The sequence below is a fragment of the Aeromonas sp. 604443 genome (genome assembly GCF_049170315.1).
Taxonomy (GTDB): Bacteria; Pseudomonadota; Gammaproteobacteria; order Enterobacterales; family Aeromonadaceae; genus Aeromonas; species Aeromonas veronii_A.
This window is the reverse complement of sequence record NZ_JAAKMI010000001.1, coordinates 666,535-679,291: the sequence shown is the minus strand read 5'-3', so window position 1 is coordinate 679,291 and position 12,757 is coordinate 666,535. Positions and strand designations below refer to the sequence as shown.

12 protein-coding genes and 1 other annotated feature are annotated in these 12,757 nt (G+C 59.5%); of the genes, 8 read left to right on the top strand and 4 right to left on the bottom strand.

Translation table 11 applies throughout. The annotated features are described in order from the left end of the window. On the bottom strand, positions 1–897 hold the full coding sequence (gene hisG / locus G5380_RS02955; RefSeq protein ID WP_021230050.1) for an ATP phosphoribosyltransferase: 897 nt from the start codon (positions 895–897) through the stop codon (positions 1–3). 29 nt (positions 898–926) lie between these two features. After that, positions 927–1,051: a sequence feature (His leader region), on the bottom strand. Between the two features lie 187 nt (positions 1,052–1,238). On the opposite strand from hisG, the gene G5380_RS02950 reads away from it, so the two are divergent. From G5380_RS02950 to rnd, 7 genes are all read left to right on the top strand, one after another. Then, entirely contained in the window at positions 1,239–1,484 is a 246-nt protein-coding gene (locus tag G5380_RS02950; protein ID WP_005336755.1) for a hypothetical protein, read from the top strand. Between the two features lie 67 nt (positions 1,485–1,551). Beyond that, entirely contained in the window at positions 1,552–3,471 is a 1,920-nt protein-coding gene (locus tag G5380_RS02945; protein ID WP_421352337.1) for an ATP-dependent DNA helicase, read from the top strand. A gap of 93 nt (positions 3,472–3,564) precedes the next feature. Next, on the top strand, positions 3,565–4,266 hold the full coding sequence (tsaB, locus tag G5380_RS02940) for a tRNA (adenosine(37)-N6)-threonylcarbamoyltransferase complex dimerization subunit type 1 TsaB (RefSeq protein ID WP_338454717.1): 702 nt from the start codon (positions 3,565–3,567) through the stop codon (positions 4,264–4,266). 119 nt (positions 4,267–4,385) lie between these two features. Next, on the top strand, positions 4,386–4,901 hold the full coding sequence (locus G5380_RS02935) for a Slp family lipoprotein (RefSeq protein WP_265783369.1): 516 nt from the start codon (positions 4,386–4,388) through the stop codon (positions 4,899–4,901). Positions 4,902–4,909: 8 nt separating this feature from the next. Further along, the gene (locus G5380_RS02930; protein WP_265783315.1) at positions 4,910–5,788 is read left to right on the top strand and encodes an alpha/beta fold hydrolase; all 879 of its coding nucleotides are present in this window, start codon (positions 4,910–4,912) and stop codon (positions 5,786–5,788) included. Positions 5,789–5,986: 198 nt separating this feature from the next. After that, complete coding sequence (fadD, locus tag G5380_RS02925) at positions 5,987–7,663, top strand: long-chain-fatty-acid--CoA ligase FadD (RefSeq protein WP_085942148.1); 1,677 nt, start codon at positions 5,987–5,989, stop codon at positions 7,661–7,663. 108 nt (positions 7,664–7,771) lie between these two features. Then, a complete protein-coding gene (gene rnd / locus G5380_RS02920) occupies positions 7,772–8,884 on the top strand; it encodes a ribonuclease D (RefSeq protein WP_058059758.1) in 1,113 nt (370 codons plus the stop codon). Between the two features lie 189 nt (positions 8,885–9,073). Here rnd and G5380_RS02915 read toward each other — a convergent pair whose 3' ends face one another. Genes G5380_RS02915 through selD form a run of 3 tightly spaced genes read right to left on the bottom strand, consistent with a single transcriptional unit; the run spans position 9,074 to position 11,890 of the window. After that, positions 9,074–9,718 carry an MBL fold metallo-hydrolase gene (locus tag G5380_RS02915; protein ID WP_042030935.1) on the bottom strand — a complete coding sequence of 215 codons (645 nt, stop codon included), beginning with the start codon at positions 9,716–9,718 and terminating at the stop codon, positions 9,074–9,076. Between the two features lie 22 nt (positions 9,719–9,740). Further along, the gene (gene mnmH, locus G5380_RS02910; protein ID WP_167556447.1) at positions 9,741–10,856 is read right to left on the bottom strand and encodes a tRNA 2-selenouridine(34) synthase MnmH; all 1,116 of its coding nucleotides are present in this window, start codon (positions 10,854–10,856) and stop codon (positions 9,741–9,743) included. Further along, positions 10,853–11,890, bottom strand: a complete 1,038-nt coding sequence (gene selD / locus G5380_RS02905; protein WP_128815504.1) for a selenide, water dikinase SelD — start codon at positions 11,888–11,890, stop codon at positions 10,853–10,855. The genes mnmH and selD overlap by 4 nt, the downstream gene beginning before the upstream one ends. A gap of 405 nt (positions 11,891–12,295) precedes the next feature. On the opposite strand from selD, the gene G5380_RS02900 reads away from it, so the two are divergent. Then, positions 12,296–12,724: a GNAT family N-acetyltransferase gene (locus G5380_RS02900; RefSeq protein ID WP_110303724.1), complete on the top strand. Its 429-nt coding sequence runs from the start codon at positions 12,296–12,298 to the stop codon at positions 12,722–12,724. Positions 12,725–12,757: the final 33 nt, after the last annotated feature.

Here is a 12,757-nt window from a genome sequence, read left to right as displayed (position 1 = left end):
TTATTCCATCATTTTTTCGATGGGCAGCACCAGAATGGAGCTGGCACCCAGAGCCTTGAGCTGCTCCATGGTCTCCCAGAACAGGGTCTCGCTGGAGACGACGTGCAGCGCCACCTGATTGGTGTCACCGGCCAGTTGCATGATGGTGGGGCGCTCGGCACCCGGCAGCAGATCGGTGATGGCATCGAGCTTGTCTTTGGGGGCGTGCAGCATGATGTATTTGCTCTCGCGGGCCTGCTGCATCCCCTGAATGCGGGGCAGCAGTTTGTCGATGAGCTTCTGCTTGGCATCAGACAAGGGGTTGGGGGCTTGGACCAGTACCGCCTTGGAGCGGTAGATCACCTCTACCTCTTTGAGGCCATTGGCTTCCAGGGTCGCGCCGGTGGAGACCAGATCGCAGATGGCATCAGCCAGGCCCGCTCGGGGTGCCACTTCCACCGAGCCGCCCAGCATCACGCTCTTGAAGCCGAGACCCTTGTCGTCAAAGAAGCGCTTGAGCAGCCCGGGATAGGAGGTGGCGATGCGCTTGCCCGCAAGGCTCTCTGGCCCTGTGTAGGTCACATCTTCCGGCACCGCCAGCGAGAGACGGCAGCCACCGAAGTCCAGCTGCTTGAGGGTTTTGACCTCCGCAGGCAATCCTTGTGAAGCGCGAATAAGCTGCACCTCTTCCAGCACGTTCTCGCCGATGATGCCAAGGTCGACCACCCCTTCCATCACCAGACCCGGGATGTCGTCATCACGCACCCGCAGGATATCGATGGGCATGTTCTCGACATGGGCGATGAGGCGCTGCTCGCGCAGGTTGATCTTGAGGCCACAGCTCTTGAACAGGGCTTGGGAGTCCTGGCTCAGACGACCGGACTTTTGCATGGCGATACGCAGACGTTGTGTTTCCATTTGCTCGATTTCCTTCTAGTCAAAAACGAAAAAACCCTCGGAAGTGGGTGCTTCCGAGGGTTTATGAATCTTGCGGTCCTTTTGGAAGTCACCAGTTAAGTGTCTTCCAGCAGTCAACCTCCTGAAAGACTAGTCGGGATGATGATGGTGGTGATGAGTCTTCAGGGTGGTGAACTTCATGTAATCAATCCTTTACAAAATAAGATGTCGTAATTGACGCCTGATTTAAACTACCTGCCTTGACAGAAAATGCAACCCGAAATTGTGATTTGATCGATTAAAGTGGCGAAAACGGTTTTCTGGTCGATAACTAGACAATAACCCCTGCAGGAGTCGCCATCATGCCCAGCCAGGACCTGTTGTTCCCCATTTTGCCCCGGGCGCCCGCCGCGCCCGGCAGCGAAGAGATCAAGCGGGAAGTGAATCAGATCAGCAAAAAGCACCAGCTGCGCAAGACCAGCACTGACAACAGTGACTCCCAGCAGCGTCAGCAGGCGTATAGCACGCCCGCCAAGCGTGATCAGCCAAAGGCAGAGGAGGGCGATCACAAGCCGGATCCCGAGCATCAGATCGATCTGTTCGTCTAGGCAGATTATCTGTCCCGCTTTTGCCGCGCTTTTGGCATAATGGCCGCTTTTGCTGCGGGACGCCCTTTTGACCATCCAGACCCTGTTCAAGCCAGATGGCCCTCTGGCCAGCCATATCGACGGTTTCAAAGCCCGCGCTCCCCAACTGGAGATGGCCGAAGCGGTCGCGCGCGCCATCAAGAGTGGTGGCCGTCTGCTGGTGGAGGCGGGGACCGGTACCGGCAAGACCTACGCCTATCTGGTGCCTGCGCTGGAGTCCGGCAAGCGGGTGGTGATCAGCACCGGCTCCAAGAACCTGCAGGAGCAGCTCTTCTATCGGGATCTCCCGACCATCACAGGCGCGCTCTCCTATACCCCGCCGGTGGCCCTGCTCAAGGGGCGCAGTAACTATTTGTGCATCGAGCGGATGAACCGGCTCTTGAGCGAATCCCACCTGCAAAAACCGGAAGTGCTCAATGATCTGGTGAAGGTGAAGTCCTGGTCTACTGCCACCGATAATGGCGACGTGGGGGATATTCCGGGGCTGCAGGAGAACGCCGAGATCCTCGCCCACGTCACCAGCACCAACGATAACTGCCTCGGTCGCGACTGCCCCTATTACGACGACTGCCATCTGGTGGTGGCACGACGCCGCGCCATGGACGCCCAGGTGGTGGTGATCAACCACCACCTCTTCTTCGCCGATATGGCGGTGAAAGACACCGGATTTGGTGAGTTGGTGCCCGAAGCACAAGTCTATGTGTTTGACGAGGCGCACCAGCTGCCGGAGATCGCCACCAACTACTTCGGCAAGTCGGTAGGCAGCCGAACGATTCAGGATCTGGCGCAGGATATCCAGCTGGCCTATCGGGCAGAGGCGCACGACATGGCCCAGCTCGGCAAGGCGGCGGACCGGCTCGCTATCGCCAGTCAGGACTTGCGTCTCGCCTTCGGGGTGGATGGCGGTCGTGGTAATACCCGCGACATGCTGCGCCAGCCGCTTTGGGGGCAGGCTTTGGCTCGTCTTAACGATGCCATCGGGCTCTGCTACGAGGTGCTGAAACTGGCTCTCGGCCGGGGCGAGCAGCTGGATCACGCCTTCGAACGAATCAGTGAACTGCGCACCCGCCTGGGTGAAGTGCTGGCGGTCAACCAGACTGGTTTCTCCTACTGGTATGACTGCTCACGGCTTCATTTCACCCTCAATCTGACGCCGCTCTCGGTGGCCGAGCGATTCAGTGCCGAGGTGCAAAGACCGGAAGTAGCCTGGGTCTTTACCTCCGCCACTCTGACGGTGGATATGCGGTTTGATCACTTCAAGGCCGAGCTGGGACTGGCGGGCAGTGCTGAGCTTATTCTCGACAGCCCGTTCGACTATGGCGAGCAGGCGCGGCTCTGTGTGCCCCGCTATCTGCCGGAACCCAACGCCTTTGGCCGTGGCGAGCAGCTGGCCAATCTGATGATCCCCCTCATCAACAAGACACCGGGGGGCTGTTTCTTCCTCTGCACCAGCCATCAGGTGATGCGTCAGGTGGCTGAGGTGCTGCGCCGGGAGATTGGCCGCACCGTCTTGTTGCAGGGGGAGGACAACAAGCAGCGGCTGCTCAAGGAGTTTGTCGAGAATGGCCGTGCCGTGCTGGTGGCGACCAGCAGTTTCTGGGAGGGGATCGACGTGCGAGGGGCGGCGTTGTCGTGTGTTATCATCGACAAGCTGCCGTTTGCCAGCCCCGATGATCCGCTGCTCAAGGCGCGGGTGGATGATTGCAAGCTCAAGGGGGGCGATCCCTTCGCCGAGCTGCAGTTGCCCAAGGCGGTGATTGCCCTCAAGCAGGGGGTGGGGCGGCTTATTCGTGATCGCACTGATCACGGGGTGCTGGTGATCTGTGATCCCCGAATGGTCAACAAACCTTACGGCGCCACCTTTATCAAGAGTCTGCCCGCCATCCCCCGTACCCGGGAGTTGGGAACGTTGGGGAGCTTTTTCGATCGCACTGAACGCGGTGAATAATAAGTGTGCCGCCAGATAACAGATTTAAACAACGGGTGAGCATATCTCGCTTGCCGGTTATGTAATTGACTGATTTTATAGAGATTGGAAAGCATGAACGAGTTGAAGATCCTGGCCGTTGATACCGCTACCGAAGCCTGCTCCGCCGCCTTGCTGGTGGGTGACAAGCTGTTCTCCCGCTGGGAGGAGGCGCCACGGGATCACACCCGAAAAATCCTGCCCATGGTTCAGGCTGTGTTAGAGGATGCCGGGATAAGTTTGAGTGACCTCGATGCCATCGCGTTCGGCCGCGGCCCGGGCTCCTTTACCGGCGTGCGGATCGGCATCAGTGTGGCGCAAGGTCTGGCGTTTGGTGCAGGTGTGCCGCTGATTGGCATCTCGACCTTGGCCGCCATGGCGCAAGGCGCCTATCGACTGGATGGCGCCGAGCAGGTGCTGACCGCCATCGATGCGCGGATGAACGAGGTCTATTTCGGCCGCTATGAGCTGATTGATGGCCGCATGCAGCTGGTGGGGGACGAGGTGGTGAGCGAGCCCGCGGCACTGGTTGACGTCCGTGGCAAGCTGGCGGGCCCAGTGACCTGCGTCGGCACTGGTTTTGAGACCTATGGCGAGACCCTGAGTGGTCTGGCCGATGAGCTGGAGGTGAGCCAGGTGCGTTTCCCGGCGGCAGAAGATATGTTGCCGCTGGCCCGCGCCGCCTGGCTGGCGGGGGAGGCGGTGCCGGTGGAGCAGGCGACGCCGGTCTATTTGCGTGACAAGGTGACCTGGAAAAAACTGCCGGGTCGCGAATAAGGGCAGGAGCGCTGATTTCATGTCGCTCTTGCCGCTCATCAGCTGTAACACGAGCGGATGGCCCCTACGGGCCACGCTGGCAACAGGAGAGTGACATGATGCGTAATACCAGAAGCGACATGCTGAAACGCGGGATGGTGGTCGGGGCGCTGGCCCTGCTGCTCGGGGCCTGCAGCTCGGTTCCTAAAGAGCTGGCCTATGAGCCCGAAAACCAGCTGGTGGCCTATCAACCCGCCCTTGGCGGAATGGAGGGCAAACCGGCCCGCTGGAGCGGCGTTATCTCGGCGGTGCACAACAAGGCGGATCAGAGCGTCATTGAAGTGGTCTATTTGCCGCTCAAGTCCAACGGCGTGCCGGAGCAGACCGAGCAGAGCCCGGGCCGTTTTCTGGCCATCATGAAGGGCTTTGTCGACCCGACCCTCTATGCCAAGGGGCGCAGCCTGACTGTGCTTGGCACCATAGGCAAACCGGTTGATAGCCAGATTGGCGAGCACAAGTACCGCTTCTCTGTGCTCAATGTGACGGGCAGCAAGCTGTGGCCGCCAGTCAAGGAGGTGGAGGTACGTTATATGGACCCCTACTTCTACGACCCCTTCTATGATCCCTTCTGGCCGAGACGGCCGCTGCGTCGCTAAGGCTTGCCATGATCAACAGCATCAAAAGCACTCTGCACGAACGTCTGCTGACCTTGGCAGATGGGCGGCGGGTAGCCCTGCTGGATAACCAGTCTGCGGAGCATGATCAGCAGGGCAAACCTCTGCTGATCGCCCTGCATGGCTGGCTCGACAATAGCGCCAGCTTCTTGCCGCTGGCGCCGCATCTGGGAGATTTTCACCTCATCTGTGTCGATCTGCCGGGGCACGGTCACTCCGATCACAAGACCACCCCTTATGTCTTTGTCGACTGGCTGGACGATCTCTACCAGATCGTGCAGGCGGCGGGCTGGTCACGCTTCACTCTGCTCGGTCACTCCCTCGGGGCGTTGATCGCCTCGGCCTATGCCGGGGTGTTTCCCGAACAGGTGGAGCGGTTGATCATGCTGGAGGGGCTGGGCCCGCTCAGTCAGCCCGATGAGGAGGTACCTGCCCAGCTGCGACGTGCGATTTTAAACCGCAGTCGCACCCGGGAGCGCAGTGCCAACGGCTTTGCTTCCATCGATGAGGCTGTCGCCGCCCGTTGCAAAGTGGCGGATATCACGCCGCAGGCGGCGCGCCTTATCTGTGAACGGCAGCTTGAAGAGCGGGCAGGGCGCTGGTACTGGCGCAGCGACCCCCGCTTGCGGGATCTTTCACCCCTGAGAATGAGCGAAGGACAGGCTCGTGCATTGATGGTGGCTATCCGTTGTCCTGTGCTGTTGATTCAGGGGGAGCAGGGCTTTGCTGCGCTTGAAGCCCAATGGCAGGCCCGTCAGGATGCCTTCCAGCAGATCGAGCGGGTCATATTGGGTGGAAACCACCATTTTCATATGGAAAATTCGGTTGATACGGCCGTTTGTATCGTAAAGTTTTGTCAAGTTCGGTAGAATCGCCAGCTTTCAATAATTCCAGGTTTGTTTTCTCCCTCACATTTTTCTGTTGTTAATTTGCTGTTAATTGATGTTGCGCTGTGTAAATATGTGCGGCATTAGAGCATCAGCTTAAAACAACCGATTAAAATGGATGTGAACCGGGACGGAGGCAACACAGTGAGCGCACAGGTGCTAGTTATGCAGGAGAAGTTTGTGGAAAAAGTCTGGCTGAAACGTTATCCGGAAGGGGTCCCCGCCGAGATCAATCCAGACCAATACAGCTCCCTGGTCGAGATGTTCGAGTCCTCGGTAACCCAGTTTGCCGATCAGCCTGCCTTCGTCAACATGGGCCAAACCATCACCTACCGCCGGCTGGAAGAGCAGTCCCGCGCCTTTGCTGCCTACCTGCAAAACGAGCTGAAGCTGGAGAAAGGGGATCGGGTTGCGGTGATGATGCCCAACCTGCTGCAATATCCCATCGCCGTGTTCGGCATCCTGCGCGCCGGCATGATAGTGGTCAACGTCAACCCGCTCTATACCCCGCGCGAGCTGGAGCACCAGCTCAAAGATTCCGGTGCCAAAGCCATCGTCATCGTCTCCAACTTCGCCCATACCCTGGAAAAAGTGGTCTACGACACCCCGATCAAGCACGTTATCCTGACCCGGATGGGGGACAACCTGGGGCTGGCCAAGGGCACTCTGGTCAACTTCGTGGTCAAGTACGTCAAGAAGCTGGTGCCGAAATACAATCTGCCCCACGCTACCACCATGCGTCAGGCCCTCTCCAAGGGGCGTTTCCTGCAGTACATCAAGCCGGAGATCACCAACGACGATCTCGCCTTCCTGCAGTACACCGGTGGCACCACCGGCCTCTCCAAAGGGGCCATGCTGACTCATCGTAACATGATTGCCAACGTCGAGCAGTGCCTCGGTGTCTACGGCCCCATGCTGGAACGTGGCAAGGAGTTTGTGGTTACCGCATTGCCCCTCTATCACGTCTTCGCCCTGACCGTGAACTGCCTGCTCTTTATGCGTATCGGCGGTTACAACCTGCTGATCAGCAACCCGCGCGACATCCCGGGCTTTGTCAAAGAGATCAAGAAGTACCCCTTCACCTGCATTACTGGGGTTAACACCCTGTTCAATGCGTTGGTCAACAACGAAGAGTTTCAGGGCATCGCCTTTGACAAGCTCAAGCTGACCATCGGCGGTGGCATGGCGGTGCAGCGCGCGGTTGCGGAGAAGTGGAAGACGCTGACCGATACCCCGTTGCTGGAAGGCTATGGCTTGACCGAGTGCTCACCGCTGGTGAGCGTCTGCCCCTACGATCTGACCGACTACAACGGCTCCATTGGTCTGCCGGTCTGCTCTACCGAGATCCGGCTGGTGGATGACAACGGTCAGGTGATCCACGCCCTCGGCACCCCGGGCGAAATGCAGGTGCGCGGCCCGCAGGTGATGGTGGGCTACTGGCAGCGCCCGGAGGCGACCGCCGAAGTGATGCAGGATGGCTGGCTCTGTACCGGTGATATCGCCGTCTGCGACGAGCAGGGCTTCTTCAAGATCGTTGACCGCAAGAAGGACATGATCCTGGTCTCCGGTTTCAATGTCTACCCGAACGAGATCGAAGATGTCGTTGCCCTGCACCCGAAAGTGCTGGAAGTGGCCGCTGTCGGCGTGCCGCACAAGGTCTCCGGCGAGCTGGTGAAGATCTTTGTGGTCAAGAAAGATGCAAAATTGCAGGAGGACGAGATTATTGCCCACTGCCGTAAACATCTGACTGCCTATAAGGTGCCGAAACTGGTAGAATTTCGTGACGAACTTCCCAAGACCAATGTGGGCAAGATCCTGCGCCGCGTACTGCGCGACGAGGAGATTGCCAAGCAATAACCGGACTGTGGCTGCAGAAGCCTCTGCAAACCAGCACCGTCGTTATGCAAAACCGTGGGTCATCCCACGGTTTTTTCTTTTTGGCCCTGATCAACCGCGCAGGCACAGATGCACTATCAACTTATCACTCAGCAAGACGAACTTGAGCAGTATCTCGCTTCTCTGGCCGACGTTCCCCTGGCTATCGATACTGAATTCGTTCGCACCCGTACCTACTATCCCCAGCTTGGCCTGTTCCAGATCTATGACGGCGAGCATCTGGCGCTGCTGGATCCGCTTACCCTGGATCTCTCCGCCCTCTGGCAACGACTGGGCAGGGAAGGGCAGATCGCCATCCTGCACGCCTCTGGCGAAGATCTGGAGCTTATCCAGCATCAGGCTGGCCACCTGCCCAACCAGATGCACGACACCCAGCTTGCTACCGCCTTTCTCGGTTACGGCGTTTCGGTCGGCTTTGGTGCGCTGGTGAATGAATTCCTCGGGGTCGAGCTGGAAAAAGATCAGGCGCGCACCGACTGGCTGGCACGCCCGCTTACACCGCGTCAGCTCGAATACGCGGCGGCGGATGTCTTCTACCTGATGCCGCTCTACGAGAAGGTGATGGCCAAACTGCGGGAAAGCGGCAAGTTTGCCTGGTTCGAGCAGGAGTGCCAGAACCACTCCGCCCGCAAGACCCAGGGTAGCGATCCCCGTCAGGCATATCTTGACATCGTCAACGCCTGGCAACTGGGTCGCCGCGAGCTCGCCATTCTGCGCGAGCTGGCCGCCTGGCGCCAGCAAGAGGCGGTGCGCCGGGATCTGGCCCTCAATTTTGTGGTGAAAGAGCTGCACCTGTTCAAGGTGGCGGAGCGTCGTCCTGCCTCCCTGCGGGATCTCAACGAGCTCGGCCTCTCGCCCATCGAGATCAAGATCCACGGCAAGCGGATGCTCGATATTGTCGCCAAGGCGCAGCAGAGCGATCCTGACAGCTGGCCCGAGCCCATTCGCCGGCTCGTGGACTTTCCCCAGTACAAGGCCGAGCTCAAGCGCATCAAGGCCATGGTGGAAGAGAAGGCCAAGGCGAGCAATATTCCGCCCGAGCTGATTGCCAGCAAGAAGATCATTCACCAGTACTTCACCTGGAGCTGGCGGATGAACGACGAAGAGCGGGCTCGCAGCGACAAGCCGATGCTGCTGCAAGGGTGGCGTCATGAGCTGGTAGGTCACCTGCTGGCACAATAAGCCACCAGACGGTTGCACCTATAAATCAATCCTCACCCTCGGGTGGGGATTTTTATTGGGCGAAAGAGACAAATGGGCATGCCGAAATGGGAAACGCTGGTGGGACGTGGCTGGCCGGATGGCAGGAGTCGAGAGTGAAAAAGAGAGCAGAGAAGAAAAGGCAGCGGCTAACACCGCTGCCATTTTTGATCACCAGATAGGCTGGGTCAGGTAGGGGTTGCTCGCCTTCTCGCGGCCGAAGGTTGAGCTGGGGCCATGGCCCGGGATAAAGACGATCTCATCGCCAAGGGGCAGCAGGGTCTCGGTGATCGACTTAATCAGCGTCCCGTGATCGCCACGGGGGAAGTCGGTGCGGCCGATGCTGCCGGCAAACAGCACATCGCCAACCCAGGCGAGCTGCTCGGCTTGGGAGAGCAGCACGATATGGCCCGGGGTGTGGCCGGGGCAGAAGTAAACGTCCAGCTCGCACTGGCCAAGCTGCACCTTGTCACCCTGCTCAAGCCAGCGATCCGGTGTGAACGCGGGGGTATGGGCGAAGCCGAACATCTGGCTCTGCTGGGGCAGCATGTCGAGCCAGAAGGCGTCCTCCTTGTGGGGGCCGGTGATGGCGACGCCGGTTTTTTCCCGCAGCTCGGCGGCGGCACCCACATGATCCAGATGACCGTGAGTGAGCAGGATGTGGGTCAGGGTCAGGCCACGCTTGGCGATGGCCGCCAGCAGTTTGTCCGCTTCGCCGCCCGGATCGATCAGGGCCGCCTGATGGGTCTCGTCACACCAGATGAGGGAGCAGTTCTGGGCGAACTGGGTGACCGGGATCACCTCGAATTTCAACATAGAGTTCCTCTCTTGGGATGGGTCAGCCGCGCAGCGCGCTGGCATGCTGCTCGGCGAAATAGTCGAGACAGGCCTGCTTGTCACCGCGAAACACGATGCGCTCCTGCTTGTTGCCAAGCTGATAGAGATACATGGGGTCGTAGTAGCGGGTCAGCAGCAACGTGATCCAGGCCAGATGCAGCGCGGTATCACCGCTCTTTTCCTGCTCGGTGAGAGCGGTCTGCATCAGGGCATCCAGCTCGCGGTGGGCCTGATCGCCAAGACGGCGCTTGAGACGGGCCAGCGCATCGGTGAGGTAGGCGGCAAACAGCGGCCAGCCGGCTTCCTGGCCATACATGGCTTGATAGCGCAGCCAGAGATCGTGCACGTAATCTTCACGGATCTGCTCGGCCCGATCGATCTGCGGAACATCCACCACCACCAGCGGTGCCTGACTCATGGCTTCATGGAGGGAGAGAGGCAGGCAGCAACGGCCAATCAGGCGGCTCTCATCCTCGACCACGAAGGTCTGCTCGCCGCGATGGCGGCGTTTAAGCAGCTCGATGGCGAGGTTGTTTTCAAAGTTGATGTTGCTGGGCTGGCCGCCGGGCAGTTGACCGAAGGAGGAGCCCCTGTGATGGGCGTGTCCTTCCAGATCGAGCGCCTGAGCTACGTGGTCCAACATATGGGTCTTGCCGGAGCCGGTCATGCCGGTCAGCACAGTCCAGCGACACTCGGCAGAGGCCTTGTCCTGGGTGTCGATCAGGAAACGGCGCAGCTCCTTGTAGCCTCCGGCGACGCGGGGGCGAGTCACCCCCGCATCAGCCAGCCACTGTTGTACGGTTTGCGAGCGCAGGCCGCCGCGAAAGCAGTAGAGCACGGCATCGGGCTGCTGGCGCAACTGCGCCAGCCAGCCTTCGAGTCGTTCGGCACGTACTGCTCCCCCCACCAGCTTGTGTCCAAGCTCAATGGCGGCGGCCTGACCCTGCTTCTTGAAGCAGGTCCCCACCTGGGCGCGCTCATCGTCTGTCATCAAGGGCAGATTGGTCGAGCAGGGGAAGGCCCCCTCCTTGAACTCGATGGGGGCGCGCACATCAATCAACGGCACATCGTCCAAAAAGAGTTCGGCGTAGTCCGTGGCCAGTGGCAATTCACTCATTGGACAATCTCGATAAAGCGGGAGCCCTCAAGGGGCTTGATCTGGCCGATGGGCGAGAGCGCAAGGCCAGCTTCGTGCGCGATGGCGAGCAGCTCGGCTTCGCTCTCTTTACCCACTGCGACCAGCAGGCCGCCACTGGTTTGCGGATCGCACATGATGTTACGGGTGCGATCGTCCATGGCATCGAGCTTGTGGCCGTAGGAGTCGTGGTTGCGCAGGGTCCCGCCCGGTACGCAGCCCTCGGCGAGGTAGTAATCCACCTCATCCAGCAGCGGCAGTGCCTTGAAGTCGAGGCGGGCGCTGACATTGGATCCTTCGCACATCTCCAGCAGATGGCCCGCCAGACCAAAACCGGTCACGTCGGTCATGGCGTGGACACCCGGCAGCTCGGCAAAACGCTGACCGATCTTGTTGAGGGTGCACATGGCGTTGGGGGCCAGTTGCTCGTGTTCCGGCTTCAGCTTGCCCTTCTTCTGGGCGGTGGTGAGGATACCGATACCAAGAGGCTTGGTCAGATAGAGGGTGTCACCCACCTTGGCAGTGTCGTTCTGCTTGATGGCGTCCAGGGGCACGATACCGGTGACCGCGAGGCCGAAGATGGGCTCGGGGGCATCGATGCTGTGGCCACCGGCTAGCGAAATGCCCGCTTCGTGGCATACCTGACGGCCGCCGTCGATCACCTGCTGGGCCACTTCCGGCGCCAGGGTATTGATGGGCCAGCCGAGGATGGCGATGGCAACGATAGGCTTGCCGCCCATGGCGTAGATATCGCTGATGGCGTTGGTGGCGGCGATGCGGCCAAAGGTGAAGGGGTCATCGACGATGGGCATGAAGAAGTCGGTGGTGGAGACAATGCCCTGACCGTTGCCGATATCGACCACGGCCGCGTCATCCTTGCTGCTGTTGCCAACGATCAGGGTCGGGTCGTTGAAGCCCGGGATCTGGCTCTTGAGGATGGTGTCGAGTACCTTGGGAGAGATTTTGCAGCCGCAGCCAGCGCCGTGGCTGTATTGGGTCAGACGAATGGAAGACATACTTACCCCTTTTATTTGCAAACAGAGCAGAGGCTCTGTGGAGCCATCTTGGTCAATGGGCGGCCTTGTAGAGAGGAAGACAAGAAGCCGCAAATATGGGTGGCCTCGGTGCCAACAGGGGCAGCGATGACTGGCAGTTATGAAAGACCGCCAGGCCTGACGGGGAAGAAAAGGGCGACAAGGTGCGCCAGCGCAGCCCCGCCAAGGGCCACAGGACGGGGCATTATGCCACATTTGCCCCTTGGGGTTCGAACAGGAATTCACATAAACAGCAGGGAATTGCCCGCACTTGCCTATCATCGGTCTGGATCCGGCGCTGACTGATTGATTGCATTACAGATGCTGCAAAGAGAACGTCAAAGAGACCAACAGCACGAAACTGCCGATCTATAACAGGAGAGCTTAGTGACCACCACATTTTTGGTTAACCACCCCATTACCACGGCGCAGTTTGCGGCGTTGTTGGCGCAGACCTCGCTGGGGGCGAGACGGCCGCTGGACCATCCGGCCACCCTGCAGTGCATGCTGGATAACGCCAATTTGCTGATCACCGCCTGGCAGGGCGAGACCTTGGTCGGTGTGGCCCGCTCAGTGACCGATTTTCATTTTTGTTGCTACCTCTCGGATCTGGCGGTGGCCGAGTCGGTGCAGGGGCAGGGGATTGGCAAAGCCCTTATTCGCGAGACATTCTTGCAATTGCAGCCGGGCTGCAAGCTGATCCTGCTGGCCGCGCCGCAGGCGGTTGCATACTACCCCAAGCTTGGATTTAGCCAGCACCCGAGCGCCTGGGTGATGAGCAATCTGGATGAACTGGTACTGGATGAGTTGGCATAAAACCGTCAACTCATCCAGACAGGGCAAGATTAG

Coding starts and splice junctions, on each gene's coding strand:
- G5380_RS02935 (WP_265783369.1), top strand. CDS start 4,386: ATGCTGAAACGCGGGATGGTGGTCGGGGCGCTGGCCCTGCTGCTCGGG.
- mnmH (WP_167556447.1), bottom strand. CDS start 10,856: ATGAGTGAATTGCCACTGGCCACGGACTACGCCGAACTCTTTTTGGAC.
- G5380_RS02950 (WP_005336755.1), top strand. CDS start 1,239: ATGCCCAGCCAGGACCTGTTGTTCCCCATTTTGCCCCGGGCGCCCGCC.
- G5380_RS02915 (WP_042030935.1), bottom strand. CDS start 9,718: ATGTTGAAATTCGAGGTGATCCCGGTCACCCAGTTCGCCCAGAACTGC.
- G5380_RS02930 (WP_265783315.1), top strand. CDS start 4,910: ATGATCAACAGCATCAAAAGCACTCTGCACGAACGTCTGCTGACCTTG.
- selD (WP_128815504.1), bottom strand. CDS start 11,890: ATGTCTTCCATTCGTCTGACCCAATACAGCCACGGCGCTGGCTGCGGC.
- tsaB (WP_338454717.1), top strand. CDS start 3,565: ATGAACGAGTTGAAGATCCTGGCCGTTGATACCGCTACCGAAGCCTGC.
- hisG (WP_021230050.1), bottom strand. CDS start 897: ATGGAAACACAACGTCTGCGTATCGCCATGCAAAAGTCCGGTCGTCTG.
- rnd (WP_058059758.1), top strand. CDS start 7,772: ATGCACTATCAACTTATCACTCAGCAAGACGAACTTGAGCAGTATCTC.